Source organism: Rhodospirillaceae bacterium (genome assembly GCA_016712715.1).
Lineage (GTDB): Bacteria > Pseudomonadota > Alphaproteobacteria > Dongiales > Dongiaceae > Dongia.
The window spans coordinates 1053583-1070243 of the sequence record JADJQM010000001.1 but is presented as its reverse complement, the minus strand read 5'-3'; the positions used below and the strand labels follow the sequence as shown (position 1 = coordinate 1070243).

12 protein-coding genes, 2 pseudogenes and 1 riboswitch are annotated in these 16661 nt (G+C 63.5%); of the genes and pseudogenes, 6 read left to right on the top strand and 8 right to left on the bottom strand.

From position 1 onward, the window contains the following. Nucleotides 1-99: 99 nt before the first annotated feature. Nucleotides 100-834 (top strand): hypothetical protein, encoded by a 735-nt coding sequence (locus IPK59_05350; GenBank protein ID MBK8158218.1) that lies wholly within the window; start codon nucleotides 100-102, stop codon nucleotides 832-834. A gap of 21 nt (nucleotides 835-855) precedes the next feature. Here the strand turns inward: IPK59_05350 and trmFO are convergent, their stop codons facing one another. Beyond that, nucleotides 856-2220 carry a methylenetetrahydrofolate--tRNA-(uracil(54)-C(5))-methyltransferase (FADH(2)-oxidizing) TrmFO gene (gene trmFO / locus IPK59_05345; GenBank protein ID MBK8158217.1) on the bottom strand — a complete coding sequence of 455 codons (1365 nt, stop codon included), beginning with the start codon at nucleotides 2218-2220 and terminating at the stop codon, nucleotides 856-858. A gap of 171 nt (nucleotides 2221-2391) precedes the next feature. Between trmFO and IPK59_05340 the strand changes: the two genes are divergently transcribed. After that, a complete protein-coding gene (locus IPK59_05340; GenBank protein ID MBK8158216.1) occupies nucleotides 2392-2781 on the top strand; it encodes a RidA family protein in 390 nt (129 codons plus the stop codon). A gap of 162 nt (nucleotides 2782-2943) precedes the next feature. Continuing rightward, nucleotides 2944-4419, top strand: a complete 1476-nt coding sequence (locus IPK59_05335) for a PAS domain-containing methyl-accepting chemotaxis protein (GenBank protein ID MBK8158215.1) — start codon at nucleotides 2944-2946, stop codon at nucleotides 4417-4419. A 72-nt stretch (nucleotides 4420-4491) separates the two neighbouring features. On the opposite strand, the gene IPK59_05330 is transcribed toward IPK59_05335, so the two are convergent. Further along, entirely contained in the window at nucleotides 4492-5130 is a 639-nt protein-coding gene (locus IPK59_05330) for a glutathione S-transferase family protein (protein ID MBK8158214.1), read from the bottom strand. A gap of 3 nt (nucleotides 5131-5133) precedes the next feature. Beyond that, on the bottom strand, nucleotides 5134-8007 hold the full coding sequence (gene uvrA, locus IPK59_05325) for an excinuclease ABC subunit UvrA (GenBank protein ID MBK8158213.1): 2874 nt from the start codon (nucleotides 8005-8007) through the stop codon (nucleotides 5134-5136). A 184-nt stretch (nucleotides 8008-8191) separates the two neighbouring features. Between uvrA and ssb the strand changes: the two genes are divergently transcribed. Continuing rightward, nucleotides 8192-8719, top strand: a complete 528-nt coding sequence (gene ssb / locus IPK59_05320) for a single-stranded DNA-binding protein (GenBank protein ID MBK8158212.1) — start codon at nucleotides 8192-8194, stop codon at nucleotides 8717-8719. A gap of 37 nt (nucleotides 8720-8756) precedes the next feature. Next, nucleotides 8757-9155 (top strand): VOC family protein, encoded by a 399-nt coding sequence (locus IPK59_05315; GenBank protein ID MBK8158211.1) that lies wholly within the window; start codon nucleotides 8757-8759, stop codon nucleotides 9153-9155. A gap of 468 nt (nucleotides 9156-9623) precedes the next feature. Here the strand turns inward: IPK59_05315 and IPK59_05310 are convergent. From IPK59_05310 to IPK59_05300, 3 genes and pseudogenes are all read right to left on the bottom strand, one after another. Beyond that, nucleotides 9624-10416, bottom strand: a pseudogene (locus IPK59_05310) (methyltransferase domain-containing protein). Beyond that, nucleotides 10413-11207, bottom strand: coding sequence for an ABC transporter ATP-binding protein (locus IPK59_05305; GenBank protein ID MBK8158210.1), 795 nt, complete (start codon nucleotides 11205-11207; stop codon nucleotides 10413-10415). Before IPK59_05305 ends, IPK59_05310 begins: the two are co-directional and overlap by 4 nt. Next, a complete protein-coding gene (locus IPK59_05300; GenBank protein ID MBK8158209.1) occupies nucleotides 11204-12517 on the bottom strand; it encodes an iron ABC transporter permease in 1314 nt (437 codons plus the stop codon). Before IPK59_05300 ends, IPK59_05305 begins: the two co-directional genes overlap by 4 nt. A 1016-nt stretch (nucleotides 12518-13533) precedes the next feature. Next, nucleotides 13534-13755: riboswitch (cobalamin riboswitch) on the bottom strand. A 46-nt stretch (nucleotides 13756-13801) separates the two neighbouring features. Between IPK59_05300 and IPK59_05295 the strand changes: the two genes are divergently transcribed. After that, nucleotides 13802-14269: a GNAT family N-acetyltransferase gene (locus tag IPK59_05295; protein MBK8158208.1), complete on the top strand. Its 468-nt coding sequence runs from the start codon at nucleotides 13802-13804 to the stop codon at nucleotides 14267-14269. Here IPK59_05295 and IPK59_05290 read toward each other — a convergent pair. Both IPK59_05290 and IPK59_05285 read right to left on the bottom strand, forming a co-directional pair. After that, nucleotides 14241-15464, bottom strand: a complete 1224-nt coding sequence (locus tag IPK59_05290; GenBank protein ID MBK8158207.1) for a TIGR03862 family flavoprotein — start codon at nucleotides 15462-15464, stop codon at nucleotides 14241-14243. The genes IPK59_05295 and IPK59_05290 overlap by 29 nt on opposite strands. Next, nucleotides 15457-16610 (bottom strand): annotated as a pseudogene (locus IPK59_05285) (N-acetyltransferase). Before IPK59_05285 ends, IPK59_05290 begins: the two are co-directional and overlap by 8 nt. Between the last annotated feature and the right edge of the window lie 51 nt (nucleotides 16611-16661).

Genomic DNA, 16661 nt, shown 5'->3' with positions numbered 1-16661 from the left:
TGATCCCGTTGGACAACTTCAGATGGCTCTCCTAAAATGTAGGCGCAATTATTCGTATCAGGATGCTTCACCGAAGATGCCGCTGCGCGAGGGAGTCCCATGAAAATCAGTACCGCATTTCTTGTCTCGTTTGGCTTGGCCATCATGCTCGGTGGATGCCAGACCGCATCTCCCGCCGCCAACAGCGCCGCTGCGCCGTTGAGCCAGCCATACGCCGGTGTCGGCGCTGAGATGTCCGACGAAGCGATGGCCCGCCTCACCCCCGAGCAGCGTGAGGTCGCGCTGCAGGAACGTGCTCGGGCCCGCTATCCGGAGATGATGGCGCGCCGGGATGCCGCGACCGATCGCATTGTGAAGCATGCCATATCGAATTGCATGACCGGCAAGGATCTTGGTGAACTCCTGGCGCTTCGCAATGGCAACAAGTGCATTTTCACCGCCATGGCCAAGGATCTCAATCCCGCCGAGCAGATCGAAAAATTCTGTGTCGGGGTGGCCAATTTCGAGGCGTTTGAAGATTGCGCCATACATGGCACATTGCTCTATCGCATGAAGACGAGCCTGGGCGAGAAAAGCGATCCTGCCGACTGGACCGCCGGTCGTGATGCCGCCAAATCCTACTGGGATCGCATCACGCTCGGCTGGGTGGTCGATTGCGTCAAACCCGCCGGCGGCACGTTGCACCACTGCCTGACCGGCAAGATCGCCGAGGTCCTGCAGGTTGACGATTCCGATCTTGCCTATTGCCGGTCGCGCCAGACGGAAATCCAGATCGACTGCATGGTGCTCGCGGCCGCCCTGGTCATGTACCGCAACGCTGGCGAGTCGGTCTGACGGCTGCCCGCGGTCAGATTCCTAGGCCAGCCACTCCGCCAGATCACCCAGCGCGCGTTGGCTGAGGCGCGGCTTGCGGCCGGATTTCCATTCGCGTAACTGCGCCTTGGTGAGGCCGTCGGGCGCATCGATTTCCGGGAACAGGCCGAAATTGACGTTCATCGGCTGGAAGGTCTTGGCGTCCGCTTGGCCCGTGATATGGCCGATGAGCGCGCCCAGGGCGGTCGTGAGCGGTGGCGGTGCCATCGTCTGCCCCAATCGCTCGGCGGCGGCGAAGCGGCCGGCAAGCAATCCGATGGCGGCACTCTCGACATAACCTTCGACGCCGGTGATCTGGCCGGCAAAGCGCAACCGTGGCTGCGCCTTCAAGCGCAGGGCTTGATCGAGCAGCTTCGGACTGTTGATGAAGGTGTTGCGGTGAAGCCCGCCCAACCGCGCGAACTCGGCATGCTCGAGGCCCGGGATGGTGCGGAAGACGCGCACCTGTTCGGCATATTTCAGTTTCGTCTGGAAACCCACCATGTTGTAGAGCGTGCCCAGCGCATTGTCCTGGCGCAGCTGCACCACCGCATAGGGCCTGCGCTGTTCGCGCGGATCGAACAGGCCAATGGGCTTCATCGGCCCAAAACGCAAAGTGTTGGCGCCACGCGCGGCCATGATCTCGATGGGTAGGCATCCTTCGAAATAGGGTGTGCCTTCCCATTCCTTGAACTCGGTCTTCTCACCGACCAGCAGCGCCTCGATGAAGGCGAGGTATTGCGGCTTGTCGAGCGGGCAGTTGATATAGTCGGCGCCGTCGCCTTCGGGTCCCACCTTGTCATAGCGCGACTGGAACCAGGCCTTCTCCAGGTCGATGCTGTCCTTGTGCACGATGGGGGCGATGGCGTCAAAGAAGCTCAACGATGCTTCGCCGGTCAATGACAGGATGGCTTCCGCAAGTGCCGGCGAGGTGAGGGGGCCGGTCGCCACGATGACGCTGTCCCAATCTTCGGGCGGCAATCCGTCGACCTCGCCGCGCGCCAGCGTCACCAGCGGATGCGCGATCAGCTCGGCGGTGACGCGTTCGGCAAAGCCATCCCGGTCGACGGCAAGCGCCCCGCCCGCCGGCAGCTTCCTGGCATCGGCCGATTTCAGGATCAGCGAGCCGGCGCGGCGCATCTCCTCGTGCAGCAGCCCCACGGCATTGTTCTCCGCATCGTCCGAGCGGAACGAGTTGGAGCAGACCAGCTCCGCGCAACGGTCGGTCTGGTGCGCGTCGGTGGCGCGGTGCGGGCGCATCTCGTGCAGCACCACCGGCACGCCGGCCGAGACAAGTTGCCAGGCGGCCTCGGAACCGGCCAGGCCGGCACCGATGATATGGACGGGCTTCAAAGTGCTTTCGGTCATGGGGCGGGTCATAGCGCCCAGGACGGGACGGGGCAAGGTTTCCTTATTCCCTCCCCCTTCAGGGGGAGGGTAGGGTGGGGGCATGGGTGATGGCTTGCCACAAACGAGACTGATCGGCCCCCCTCCACCCCCCCCTGAAGGTGGGAGGCTATGAACCAAAGGAGCCCAATCATGCTGAACTTCCTCAACCCGCCCTCGGCCCCGCCGCCCTTCAGCCGCTATTCGCAGATGGTCGCGGCCCCGGCCAATTTCCGCTGGCTGCATATCAGCGGCCAGGTCGGCTGCGACCGCCAGCACCAGACTGCCCAGGGCTTTGCCGCGCAGGCGGAGCTGGCCTGGGCCAATCTCATTGCCTGTCTCGAGGCAGATGGCATGAATGTCCATGATCTAGTTAAGGTGAACGTCATTCTGACAAGGGGGGAGGATGTGCCGGCATCCCGGATTGCCCGCGACAAGGCACTGGCCGGCGCCCAGCCCGCCTCGACCCTGATCGTTGTCCAGCAACTCGCCAATCCGGAATGGTTGATCGAAGTCGAAGCGATTGCCGCGAAGGCGGCTTAGCGCCGAGCCTCGGCGTCCACGCGAAATGCACACTATAGTATGCAGTTTATTTGCTATCGTAAACTGTCGCTGATCTAGGCGTGAAATGACCCCGTAGACCACTGCAAACCCCCGATTTCCCCAAGACGGAGTTTGCCTGTGTTCGGTTCATCCAAGCGTGAAATGGCGGCGAAACTCGCGGCGCTCCATACCTCCCAGGCCGTCATCGAGTTCAAGCTCGATGGCACGATCATCACCGCCAATCCGAATTTCCTGGCGGCGGTTGGCTACAGCTTGGCTGAAATCCAGGGCAGGCATCACAGCCTGTTCGTCGAGCCGGCTTATAAGGACAGCAGCGAATATCGACAGTTCTGGGCAACTCTTGGTCGCGGCACTTTCCAATCCGGACAGTTCCTGCGCATCGGCAAGGGCGGCAAGGAAATCTGGCTGGAAGCCAGCTACAACCCGATCCTCGATTTGCGCGGCAGGCCCTACAAGGTTGTCAAGTTCGCGACCGACATCACTGCGCAGAAGCTGGGCTCCGCCGACCTGCAGGGCCAGGTCGAGGCGATCGGCCGCTCCCAGGCCGTGATCCAGTTCAACCTCGACGGCACCATCCTCGACGCCAACGAGAATTTTCTCAGCGTGGTCGGCTATCGCCTGGACGAGGTCAAAGGCAAACATCACAGCATCTTCGCCGATCCTGCCTATAAAGCCAGCGCCGAATACAAGCAGTTCTGGGAAAGCCTCAACCGCGGCGAATACCAGGCCGGGCGCTTCCGCCGCGTCGGCAAGGGCGGCAAGGAGATATGGCTCGAAGCCACCTACAACCCGATCCTGGATGCGCAAGGGCGACCGTACAAGGTCGTGAAGTTCGCGACCGATCTGTCCAAGCGCAAGGCAGAGAATGCTGCCCTGGCACAGGATTTCGAGGACAACGTGAAGTCGCTGGTGCAATCCGTGGCGGTCTCGGCCGAACACATGCAGCAGACGGCACAGTCATTGGCCGCCGCTGCGGAACAGACCAAGCAACAATCCTCGACGGTATCCGCCGCCACCGAGCAGCTCTCCGCCTCGGTCAACGAAATCGCCCGCCAGCTTACGGATGCGACCGGCATCATCAACGTTGCGGTCGGCCAGGCGCGCAGCTCCGAAGAGATGGTGGGAACCCTGGTGGGGGCTGCCGACAGGATCGGCAATGTGACCCAGATGATTTCCGACATTGCCGGCCAGACCAATTTGCTGGCCCTGAATGCCACGATTGAAGCGGCGCGCGCCGGCGAGGCGGGCCGTGGCTTCGCCGTGGTGGCATCCGAAGTGAAGTCGCTCGCCACCCAGACGGGCCGGGCGACCGAGGAAATCAGCCAGCAGATCGACGGCATCCAGCAATCGAGCCAGACTACGGCATCGGCGATCCGCGAGATCGGCCAGATCATTGCCCGCGTCAACGAGATCAGCACCTCGATCTCCAGCGCCGTCGAGGAACAATCCGCCGCGACCCGCGAAGTCTCCGGCAATATCCTCGGCGTCAACCAGTCCGCCGAGGACACCGGCCGCACCTCCGCCTCGGTGCTGGAAGTGGCCCGGGGCTTGGCCGACCAGGCAGCAAACCTGGAACAGCGTGTCGATCAGTTCCTCGCGAACGTGCGGGCGATGTGACGAGATTGGAACAACTCTGCCGTCATCCCCGGGTCAAGCCCGGGGATGACGATATGGAACGAGTGAGGACGGCTAAACCAGCTGCTCGATGCCCTGCTGCTCCAGCATCTTCTTATACGCTGGCCGCGCCATGGCGGTCCGGATCAGCGAATTCAGCTGCGGATAGAGATGGCCGGGTTTCTCGGTCATCCGCGACCAGCGCACCAGCATCACCAGGAAATAGTCGCAGGCATAGAAGGTCCCGCCGCATAGATGCGGCCCCTTGGCCGCCAGCTCGCCATCGAGGAACGCCCACATCTTGGCTAATCGCAGCTCGGCCTGCGCCTTGAGCTTGGCCTGCTCGGCCGTACCGTCGATGAAGTTCTCGCCATGCCACCAATGCATCAAGGCTTCCTGCACGGTGTTGGTGAGATACGCCATCCACTGCAGATAGCGCGCGCGGTCGGCGTGACCCACGGCTGGTGCCAGCTTCAATTCCGGAAAGCGCTCGACCAGGAACTGGCAGATGGCAGCACTCTCATACATGACCTGGCCATCGTCATAGACCAGCGTCGGCACCCGCGCATGCGGGTTTAATTTCTGATACTCGGGCTTCTTCAAGTCACCCTTGTCGCCGTCGACACGGATGAACTCGACCTCGGCGCCTGCCTCCAGCAGGATCGCCTGAGGCGCCATCGCCGCACTGCCGGGATTCCAATAGAGCTGGTACATGTCCTACCCCTTCGCTGCCTTCTTCTTCACGCGCTTGCTCAAATACGGCGCCAGATATTGGCCGGTGTAGCTGCCGGGCGTGTCGGCAACGTCTTCCGGCGTGCCTTCGGCGACGATGCGGCCGCCTTTGTCGCCGCCTTCGGGGCCGAGGTCGATGATCCAGTCGGCGACCTTGATGACTTCGAGATTGTGTTCGATGACGACGATGGTGTTGCCCTGGTCAACGAGGTGCTGCAGCACCTCAAGAAGCTTGCGCACATCCTCGAAATGAAGACCCGTGGTCGGCTCGTCGAGGATATAGAGCGTGCGGCCGGTGGCACGCCTGGAGAGCTCCTTGGCGAGCTTCACGCGTTGCGCCTCGCCGCCTGACAAGGTGGTGGCCGCCTGCCCGATATGGACGTAGCCCAGGCCCACCTGGTTCAGCATGGCGAGCTTGTCGCGGATGGCGGGAACCGCCTTGAAGAAGTCGACGCCTTCCTCGACAGTCATGTCGAGCACGTCGGCGATCGACTTGTTCTTGAAATGCACCTCGAGGGTTTCACGGTTGTAGCGCTTGCCCTTGCATTGGTCGCATTGCACATAGACGTCTGGCAGGAAATGCATCTCGATCTTGATGACACCGTCGCCTTCGCAGGATTCGCAGCGGCCGCCTTTGACGTTGAACGAGAACCGCCCGGCCTTGTAGCCGCGCGCCAGCGCATCGGGGAGGCCCGCAAACCATTCGCGGATCGGCGTGAAGGCGCCGGTATAGGTGGCTGGGTTCGAGCGTGGCGTGCGGCCGATCGGCGACTGGTCGATGTCGATCACCTTGTCGAGGAATTCGATACCTTCGATGCGGTCATGCTCGCCCGGATGCGTGCGCGCATCATGCAGGCGCTTCGCCAGCGCGTTGTAGAGCGTCTCGATGATCAGCGTCGACTTGCCGCCGCCGGAGACACCGGTGACGCAGGTCATGGTGCCCAGCGGAATATCGACCGTGATGTTCTTCAGATTGTTGTGCCTGGCGCCGACGATGCGCAGGCGCGCGGCCTTGCCGGCCCCCTTGCGTCGCTCCGTCGGAATGTCGATCTTGCGCCTGCCGGTCAAATATTGCGCGGTGAGGCTGTTCGACTTCATCACCTCGGCAGGCGTACCCTGCGCCACCACTTCGCCGCCATGGATACCGGCGGCCGGCCCCATATCGACCAGGTAATCGGCGTTGCGAATCGCATCCTCGTCATGCTCTACCACGATCACCGTGTTGCCGAGATCCCGGAGGCGTTTCAGGGTCGCCAAGAGCCGGTCATTGTCGCGCTGATGCAGCCCGATCGACGGCTCATCCAGAACATAGAGCACACCGGTAAGGCCGGAGCCGATCTGGGAGGCGAGGCGAATACGCTGGCTCTCGCCGCCTGACAGCGTCGCCGAGGCACGGCCCAAGGTCAGATATTCGAGGCCGACGGAATTGAGGAACCCCAGCCGCTCATTGATCTCCTTGAGGATACGATAGGCGATATCGTTCTCCTTCTTGCTCAATTTCTTGGCAAGACCCCCGAACCAATCGGCCGCTTGAAGGATGGAATATTCCGCGACGTCGGCAATGTTCTTCTTGTCGATCTTGACCGCGAGGGCTTCCGGCTTCAGGCGCTTGCCCTCGCAGGCCTCGCACGGGCTGGTCGATTGATAGCGGCCCAATTCCTCGCGCACCCAGGCGCTGTCGGTCTCGCGGAAGCGGCGATCCATATTGGTGATGACGCCCTCGAACGGCCGCGTCGTCTTGTAGGACCGGGTGCCGTCATCGAACGACATGGTGACGATTTCCTCGCCCGAGCCGAACAGGATCACGTCGCGGATCTTCTTCGGCAGATCCTTCCAGGCGGTGCCCAGCGAAAACTTGTAATGCTTGGCGAGGCTTTCCAACGCCTGCGTGTAATATTGCGAGGTCGAGCTGGCCCAGGGCGCCACCGCCCCGTCCCGCAAATTCTTGGCCGTATCCGGCACCACCATCTCAGGATCGAAATAGAGCTTCTCGCCCAACCCATCGCAGACCGGGCAGGCGCCGAACGGGTTGTTGAAGGAGAACAGCCGCGGCTCGATCTCGTCGATCGTGAAACCGGAGACCGGGCAGGCAAAACGCGACGAAAACAGGATGCGTTCGTCCGGCTTGTCGGCGTAATCGGCAAACAGCAATCCATCGGCCAGACCCAGGGCCGTCTCGACACTGCCGGCAAGGCGCGTCTCCAGCCCCTTCTTCACGGCGATGCGGTCGACCACCACCTCGATATCGTGCTTCAGCTTCTTGTTGAGCGCCGGCACCTCGGCGATGTCATGGATCGTGCCGTCGACCCGCACGCGCTGGAAGCCGCGCTTCTGCAGATCCTGGAATTCCTTGCGGTACTCGCCCTTGCGGCCGCGCGCGATCGGCGCCAGCAGCAGGAGCCGCGTCCCCTCCGGCAGCGCCATGATCCGATCGACCATCTGGCTGATGGTCTGGCTCTCGATGGGCAGGCCCGTGGCCGGCGAATAGGGGATACCGACGCGCGCGAACAGCAGGCGCATGTAATCGTAGATCTCGGTCACGGTGCCGACCGTCGAGCGCGGATTCTTCGAGGTCGTCTTTTGCTCAATCGAGATGGCCGGCGACAGGCCGTCGATCGAATCGACGTCCGGCTTCTGCATCAATTCCAGGAACTGGCGGGCATAGGCCGAGAGGCTCTCAACATAGCGCCGCTGCCCCTCGGCATAGATCGTGTCGAAGGCGAGCGACGACTTTCCGGAACCGGACAGGCCCGTGATCACCACGAGCGAATCCCGGGGCAGGTCGACATCCACGTTCTTGAGGTTGTGCTCGCGCGCGCCGCGCACGGAAATCTTATGATCTCTCAGATGGTTAGCCATGGGGAAGCAACCGCACTTTCAGACTGAATCGCGCTATTTCGGGGATCGAGTTGGGGCGCATCATAGCGGCCTTACGGCCATCGTAATACCCCTTTTGTTCTTCTTGCCAGGATGCTAGGAAAATGGACAGCGAAGCGCTATACGGGCGCACCAGTTCAATCGGATTTCAGCAGGGGGCAGCGTCATGGCTGGCAGCGTCAACAAGGTTATTCTCATCGGCAATCTCGGGCGTGACCCGGAAATCCGCGCCACGCAGGACGGCACCAAGGTTGCCAACCTCTCGATCGCGACCTCCGAATCGTGGCGCGACAAGAGCTCAGGTGAGCGCCGTGAAAAGACCGAATGGCACCGCGTCGTGATCTTCAACGAACGCCTGGTGGACGTCGCCGAGCGTTTCCTGAAGAAGGGCTCCAAGGTCTATCTCGAAGGCCAGCTCCAGACCCGCAAATGGACCGACCAGTCCGGCGCCGAGAAATACACCACCGAAGTCGTACTGCAGCGTTTCCGCGGCGAACTCACCATGCTCGACGGCAAGGGTGAAGTCGGCGGCATGTCCGACAATGGCGATGCCGGCTACAGCGGTGGCGCTGGTGGCGGCGGCGGTTATGGCGGCGGCAGCGGCGGTGGCGGCGGCTTTGGCGGCGGATCGTCGGGTGGCGGTGCTGGCGGCGGCAGCCGCGGCGGCGACCTCGACGACGACATCCCGTTCTGATCCCGGCCGTTCTGATCAGCGGCTAACTACCAGCCCGATGCTGCATCACATTTCCTTCGGTGTAGCTGATATTGTGCGTGCGGCAACGTTCTACGATGCTGTGCTTGCACCACTCGGTTATTGCCGTGTCTGGGAAGATATCCGGCCGGGCGAGGACGATCAGGCGGTCGGCTACGGCATCGTTAACGGCCAGGACAAATTCGCCATCAAGCAGCGGTCACCGGGGACCTCAGTGCCGCGTCCGGGCTTCCATCTGGCCTTCGCCGCACCCAGCCGGGCGGCAGTTGACGCGTTCCACGCCGCAGCGCTCGCCCAAGGCGGAAGTGACCTGGGCGCGCCTGGCCTCAGGCCTGATTACGGTCCGCATTATTATGCAGCCTTCGTCCTCGACCCGGACGGTTACTGGATCGAGGCCGTCATCAACGCCCCGGCATAGCCGTCGCTAGAGGGCAGTGTTGCGGATAAGGGCGATGATGAGGACGCCCAGCAACAACGCGATCGGCACCACGATCGGCGGCGTGAAATGCTTCATGGAAATTTCTTTCTGTAAAAGGCGGACCGGGTCGGCCCGGCATGCGGCGCGTCAATAGCTCGTGGCGCCTTCCGGGTAGATGTAGAACAGGAAGCCGTAGAAGATCGCACACATCGCCAGGGCAACGCCCCCGATGATGCACAGCATCGCTTTGAAATCGGTCATGAATTTCCTGGAGGACCCATCGGATCTGTCCGTCGCTTCCACCGGGAGGCCACGCTGGCTCCTGGCCTTGCAACCGCCGACAACCGATCCGACCCGGTCAAGCGATCACCAAGCGCCCTATTTGGCGCTAAAGCAACCGTTCTTATGGCGCCGCGCCGATTGGTGGCTCTCGAGGGGGCGCCGCGGAGCGCGCGGAGCTGAAAACCGTCAGTCCCGCTGTGCCGTCAGGATAAAGCGGCGATAGACGAAGGTGCGCAGCTTGTTGCGCAAATCCGCCGCGCGGCGCTGGGCCAGCGCAATTGGGCGATGCGACGACAGGGAAATGTCGGCAAAGCCGGCATCCCGCAGCAGCGGCATCAGCCTTTCCGGCGTGAGCCCATCGCCAAAGGGCAGGTGGGTCATGATGTCGGCATGCCTCGCACTCATCGCGCCGTCATAATGCCGGTCCGGCCCCATCACGCGGTCCAGCAGCGCAATCAGCCGGGCCGCAAGCCGGCCGCTGCTGCTGGGCTTTGTCCAATCGCCATCGAACACCAGCAACTTTCCGCCCGGCTTCAGCAGCCGGTGCCACTCGCGCAGGGCGGCGTCGGGTTCGGTCAGGGTCCAGACCAGATGGCGGCAGACGATGGCGTCGAAGCCGGCATCGGGCAGCATCGTGTGTTCGGCATCGGCCAGCAGGGAATGCCACGCGGCCGGCCTTGTCCGCGTGCTTCGCTCTGGCGACCGCCAGCATGGCCTCCGAGAAATCGATGGCGGTGACCTTGTGCCCGAGCGAGAGAAGCAGATTCGTGACTTCACCCGTGCCGCAGGCAAGTTCGAGAACATGGCGCGGTGCATCGCCCAGTTGACTGCGGATCGCCGCGCGCCAGGCGTCGAATTCTGCGCCCGGCGGAATGCGATGACCGAAGGCGAGGTCGAAGGTCTCGGCCCGGTTCGACCAATAAAGGCGGATGTCCTCCTTCAGCGCATAATTGGCGCCTTGCGAGATCGGCCTGTTCATTCGGCCGCCCTCCGCAAGGCCATCTCAACATCGGGCGAGAAATGGATCTGCAGGCGGCCATGATGCGGCGAGCGGTCGATATGCGCGCGCACGCCAAACACATCGCGGATCAGGGTTTCGTTCAGCACCTCTTCCGGCGTGCCCGCGGCCACGACGCGGCCCTGCTGCAGAACGGCCACCATGTCGCAGAACAGGGCGGCGAGGTTGAGATCGTGGAGCGCCACGATGCTGGTCACGGGCAGACGACTCACCAGCGACAGGATCTCCAGCTGGTGCTGGATATCGAGATGATTGGTCGGCTCGTCGAGCAGCAATTCGCTCGGTGTCTGCGCCAGCGCCCGGGCGATATGGGCGCGCTGCCGCTCCCCGCCCGACAAAGTCTGCCACGACTGGTCGCGCTTCGACCCCATGCCGACATGACCGAGCGCGTTCTCGACCGCGTCATCATCCGCCTTGGTCCAGGGGGAGAGGGGCCCTCGATGCGGTGTGCGGCCCAGGCGCACGACATCCAGCACGGTGACCAGCGCCTCGGTCGTCGCCTGCTGTTCGACCAGCGCCACGCGGCGCGCGATGCTCAGCCGCGACATCTGCGTGATGTCGATATCGCCCAGCGTGATCACGCCGCTTGCCACCCGCCGCAGGCGGCACAGCAGCCGCAGCAGCGACGATTTGCCCGATCCGTTCGGTCCTAGCAGGCCCAGCGTCTTGCCCGGCGCCACGTGAATCGTGACACCGTCGACGATCATCCTGCCGGCGGTCGACCAGCTGATATCGGTGGTGGCGATGCTCATTGCGGTTTCCTCGCACGGTAGAGGATGAGGGCGAAGGCGGGGGCGCCGAACAGGGCCGTTACCACGCCGATGGGCAGGATCTGCTGCGGGACGATGATGCGCGACACGATGTCGGCCAGCACCATGAACACTGCGCCGATCATCAGCGAGGCCGGCAGCAGGCGGGCATGGGCCGGTCCCACCAGGAAGCGCGCGGCATGAGGCACGACCAGGCCGACAAAGCCAATCGACCCCACGATGCCGACCATGGTGGCGGTCATGAGCGCGGTGAGGCCGAACAGGATGAGGCGCACGCGCAGCACCGGAATGCCCAGTGCCGCCGCCGCGTCGATGCCGAAGGTGAACGCGTCGAGTGCCCTTGCATGAAGCTGGCAGACGGCAAAGCCGATGATAGCGATGGGGGCCGCCAGATAGACATCTTCCCAGCGCACGCCGCCAAGGCTGCCCAGCAGCCAGAACATGACGCCGCGCGCCTGCTCGGCATTGGCCGAGGTGGTGACGACATAGGCGGTGAGCGCATTGAACAATTGCGATCCGGCCACCCCTGCCAGGATGATACGGTCGCTGCCGCCACCGGCCCCCGCCGCCAGCAGTGTCACCAGGATGAAGGCGATGACAGCCCCCGCAAAGGCGCCCATCGACAAGGTGACGAGGCCGGCACCGATCCCTAGGATCATCACCGCGACGGCGCCAGTCGAGGCGCCGGCCGAGATGCCCAGCACGTAGGGTTCGGCGAGCGGATTGCGCAACAGCGCCTGCAGGATGGCGCCCGAGATGGCGAGTGCGCCGCCGCAACAGGCGGCGACCAGCGCGCGGCTCAAGCGATAATCCCAGATGATGCCTTCCTGGATGCGGCTCAACTCGAACGCGGTGCCGAACAGCTTGTTGGCAATCGCCTGGTAGGTGGCGAAGAGGGGGATCGGCACCTCGCCGATGGAGACCGCCAGGCCGATGGAAAATGCCAGGACCAGTAATGCCGCCAGGGCAAGTGAGGCCCGCAGGCCCCACCCACCCTGGATCACCGGATTGATCGCAGCCGGGCTCAATTGACCAGCCCGAACTTCTTGATGCCCTCGGCCACGGCCTCGATGCCGCCAACCGCGCGGATGGTCGGATTCATCGCCTGGGAATCCAGGATGACGATCTGGTTCTTCTGCACCGCGTCGAGCTTGCTGGTGACCGGATCGGTCTTCAGGAAGTCGAGCTTTACGTCGATATCGTCGGCGGCAAAACGGCGGCGATCCATTTTGGCCACCACGATCACCTGCGGGTTGGCCCCGGCGATGGTCTCCCAGCTGGCGAGCGGCCATTCCTCCTCGGTGGTCACCACGTTCCGGCCACCCAGCGTTTCGATGATATAGGCGGGTGTGCCGTTCTTGCCGGCGATATAGGCATCGCCATTCACTTCTGGGCTGGAGAACCAGAACACCATGGAGAGGCCTTTCGCCTTGGCGCCGTCGACGGACGCCAGTGCTACCGCTTCACGCTGCTTAAGGTCAGCGATCAAGGCTGCGCCGCGATCCTGCACGTCGAAGATCTGCGCAATGTCTGCGATCTCCTGATAGATCAGCGACATGTTGAACATCTCCTTGCGCACCCCGTCGCCGCCGCCGGAATTATCCTTGGCGACGCAATCGGCCGCTGCCACATAGCTCGGAATCTTGAGATCGGCGAACTGCTTGCGCGTGGCGACCGACCCGTTGGGGCCGACATGCCATTCGAATTCCGCAGTGACGAGATCAGGCTCCTGCGCCAGCACGCTCTCGAAGCTGGGATCGTTGTCGGCGAGCCGCTTGATCTTGGCATTGGCCTCTTCATAGCCCTCGAGCACCGGCCCGAACCAGACGGCGGTGCCGACGATCCTGTCGGCAAGACCCAGCGACAGCAGGATCTCCGTGCTGCTCTGGCCGATGGCCACTGTGCGAGAAGGCGCCTTGTCGAAGGTCAGCGTCTCGCCGCAATTCTGCAGCGTCAGCGGATATTGCGTCGGCTCTGCCGCGGCGCTCGGTGCTGTGAAGGCGAGGCCGGCGAAGGCCGCGAGCGCAGCGAGGGCGGTGCGGCGGAGCGTTAGGTTTCCTGTCTGGTTTTGCATCTCGGGTTCCTTGTTGCCTATAGATGTAATGTTATAACATTACATATAGAATTTAACTGGATCAACCGGCTGAGCACATTGCTGGGCCGATTTTTGATCAAAGCAGCGGGGAAAGTCACCGGCGCTGGCCTAAGCCCTTGCCGTCACTTGGATATGGGGAATGAACGCCGGTCACCCGGCGCGCCTGTGCTGGCGCCATGTCAACGTCTCCATCTCGGGCACCCCGCCCGGTTTGAATCAAAACGCGTCGATGGCAGGTCTCCTGACTCGCGGGTCGATGCCTTTCTGCCGACCTTCCCGATCATCGGATGATCAGTGGTACGAAGTGGCAGTCAGCTATCCGCTTACAGTTGCGGGGGCAGTCACGGTTTAGGCCCCGATTGGGTCGTCCGCACCGTGTTCCCTATTAATCCCCTGGAATTCATCCGTCGGGGAACCATCGCCCCCTTCATACGGTGCCGCATCGTTGGACGTCAAGATGGTGGCCCGCTACCATCGCGCCATGAACGAACAGCACCAGCAGATTGACATACGGTCGGTTGAGCCGGCCGACCTGCCGGCGATCACGATCATTCGCACCAGCGTCCACGAAAACCATCTCTCGGTCGCCGAGATGACGGCGCGCGGCATCACCGAGGCCGGCATCGCCGCCGAGATGGCGGAGGGCAATCTGCGCGGCTGGCTGGCGCTGGTGGATGGCTTGCCGGCGGCCTTCTCTTATGCGCGACGCATTGAGGGCACCATCTTCGCCATGTTCGTGCAGCCGGGCTTCGAGGGCCTCGGTCTCGGCAGGCGCCTGATGGCGGCGGCAGAAGACTGGCTCTTTGCGGAAGGCGTCAAGGAAATCTGGCTCACCACCGATCAGAACCCCGATATCCGCGCCCACGGTTTTTATCAGCGCCTGGGCTGGGTGACCGACTGGACCGTCGAGGCGGGCGAAGTCACTTATTGGAAGCGCCGCGCGACTTGATCCTGGCGAGCGCCGCATTGCCTGCGACATGGCCGCTCGCAAAGCAGGCGGTCAGCAGATAGCCGCCGGTCGGCGCTTCCCAGTCCAGCATCTCGCCCGCGCAGAAGACATCCGGCAGCTTCTTCAGCATCAAGCCCTCATCGAGGCTGTCGAACGTGACCCCGCCCGCCGAACTGATCGCCTCGGCGATGGGGCGCGTCGCTGTGAGGCCCAGCGGCAGCGCCTTAATGCCCTTGGCGAGGCGCGCCGGATCGGCCAGGATCTCCGCGTCCAGGCATTCGCGCAACAGCCCCGCCTTGGCGCCCGCGATCTTCAACTGCGATTTGAGATGCGAGGAGAGCGAGCGCGACCCACGCTGCGCCAGGACATCGGCAATCTGCGCGACATCATGGTTGGGCAACAGGTCGAGCAGCAGCACGGCCTCGCCTTGCGCCGCGATCGCGTCCCGCAAGGGGCCCGAGAGGGCATAGATCAGGCCGCCCTCGATGCCATGCTCGGTGATGATCGCCTCGCCACGGGACCGCGCGCTGCCGAAGGCGGCGGCGATATTCTTGAGCGGCTCCCCGGCACAGCGCGTGCGGAAATGCGCGCTCCAGCCGATCTCGAAGCCGCAATTGGCCGGCACCAGGGGCGCAACTTCGATCTCGCGCGCGGTGAGGGCGCTCTGCCAGGCACCGTCTGAGCCAAGCTGCGGCCAGCTGCCGCCCCCCAGCGCCAGCACCGTGACGCCGGCCGGCACCAGCTTTTCGCCCGACGGTGTCGCAAAGCGCAGCGACCCGTCCGCGGTCCAGCCCAGCCAGCGATGCCGCACATGAAAGCGCACACCCGCCGCGCGCAACCGGTGCAGCCAGGCGCGGAGCAGGGGAGCAGCCTTCATCTCATGGGGGAACACGCGCCCCGAGCTGCCGATGAAGGTCGCGATGCCGAGCTCGTGGATCCACGCGCGCAAGCGGTCCGGCCCGAACGAAGCGAGCCAAGCCGCGACCTTGCCGCTTTGGACGCCGTAGCGCGCCGTGAATTCCTCGAGCGCCTCGCTATGGGTGATGTTGAGCCCGCCCTTGCCGGCCATCAGGAACTTGCGGCCGACCGAAGGCATCGCCTCATAGAGATCGACGGCGACACCGCCTTCTGCCAGCTTCTCCGCCGCCATCAACCCGGCCGGACCACCGCCGATGACGATGGCGCGGTCAGTCATTCTCGACACGGCGGAAGGGGGAGAGCGTGCCCAGCTCCGCCATCTCGTTGCGCATCACGCGGCGCTCGCGGTCGAGGTAGTCGGCGATGGCCTCGCGGAAATTCGCATCCGCGATCCAATGCGCCGAATGCGTTTCGACCGGCAGATAGCCACGCTGGATCTTGTGCTCGCCCTGGGCGCCGGCCTCGACCCGCTGCAGGCCATGGGCGATCGCATAGTCGATCGCCTGGTAGTAGCAGCATTCGAAATGGAGATTGGGCACGTCCTCGACGCAGCCCCAGTTGCGGCCATAGAGCGCATCGGTGCCGCGGAGATTGAGCGCCCCCGCGATGGGCCGCCCGTCGCGGAACGCCATCACCAGCACGATCCTCTCGCGCATCGTTTGATGGATCGCGTCGAAGAAGTCGCGGGTGAGGTAGGGCCGGCCCCATTTGCGGCTGCCGGTATCCATATAGAACTCGAAGAACGCATCCCAATGATCGGATCTGAGATCGTCGCCGGACAAGGCACGGATCTCGATCCCGGCGACGCTGGCCCGTTCCTTGCGGATCGCCTTCCGTTTCCGCGAGGAAAGCGTGCCGAGGAAATCCTCGAAACTGCCATAACCCGCATTGTGCCAATGATACTGGCACCCTAAGCGATGGAGATAACCATGCTCCACCAGCTCACCCGCTTCTTCTCCCGTGCAGAAGGTGATGTGCAGCGAGGAGAGACCGGATTTCTCCGCCGTGCTGGTGATCGCGCCGATGAGCGCGCTGCGCATCACCGCGTCATCGGCGCTGGGCTTCACCAGCAGGCGCGGTCCGGGCACGGGCGAGAAGGGCACCGCCACCTGCAGCTTCGGATAATAGCGCCCGCCCGCCCGCTCATAGGCCTCGGCCCAGCCATGGTCGAACACATATTCGCCCTGGCTGTGCCCCTTCACATAAAGCGGCACCGCGCCCAGCAACTGGCCCGCATCATCTTCCAGCACGATGTGCTGCGGCAACCAGCCGGTGCCGCGCCCGACCGAGCCGGAAATCTCCAACGCGTTGAGGAAAGCGGGGAGACGAACGGATTGTCCGCCCCGGCACAGGCATCCCAGGCGGAAGCTGGAATCTTATCCAGCCGATCGACGATGCGGGCGGTGAGGGAGAGTTCGGTCATCGTAAGCGCCCCTCACCCCAACCCCTCTCCCCATAGGGGCGAGGGGCTCCG

Bases quoted from the DNA above. Each gene is read 5' to 3' on its own strand.
- IPK59_05350 (MBK8158218.1), top strand. From the start codon at position 100: ATGAAAATCAGTACCGCATTTCTTGTCTCGTTTGGCTTGGCCATCATG.
- trmFO (MBK8158217.1), bottom strand. From the start codon at position 2,220: ATGACCGAAAGCACTTTGAAGCCCGTCCATATCATCGGTGCCGGCCTG.
- IPK59_05340 (MBK8158216.1), top strand. From the start codon at position 2,392: ATGCTGAACTTCCTCAACCCGCCCTCGGCCCCGCCGCCCTTCAGCCGC.
- IPK59_05335 (MBK8158215.1), top strand. From the start codon at position 2,944: ATGGCGGCGAAACTCGCGGCGCTCCATACCTCCCAGGCCGTCATCGAG.
- IPK59_05330 (MBK8158214.1), bottom strand. From the start codon at position 5,130: ATGTACCAGCTCTATTGGAATCCCGGCAGTGCGGCGATGGCGCCTCAG.
- uvrA (MBK8158213.1), bottom strand. From the start codon at position 8,007: ATGGCTAACCATCTGAGAGATCATAAGATTTCCGTGCGCGGCGCGCGC.
- ssb (MBK8158212.1), top strand. From the start codon at position 8,192: ATGGCTGGCAGCGTCAACAAGGTTATTCTCATCGGCAATCTCGGGCGT.
- IPK59_05315 (MBK8158211.1), top strand. From the start codon at position 8,757: ATGCTGCATCACATTTCCTTCGGTGTAGCTGATATTGTGCGTGCGGCA.
- IPK59_05305 (MBK8158210.1), bottom strand. From the start codon at position 11,207: ATGAGCATCGCCACCACCGATATCAGCTGGTCGACCGCCGGCAGGATG.
- IPK59_05300 (MBK8158209.1), bottom strand. From the start codon at position 12,517: ATGGCCGCTCGCCAGCTGGGAGACCATCGCCGGGGCCAACCCGCAGGT.
- IPK59_05295 (MBK8158208.1), top strand. From the start codon at position 13,802: ATGAACGAACAGCACCAGCAGATTGACATACGGTCGGTTGAGCCGGCC.
- IPK59_05290 (MBK8158207.1), bottom strand. From the start codon at position 15,464: ATGACTGACCGCGCCATCGTCATCGGCGGTGGTCCGGCCGGGTTGATG.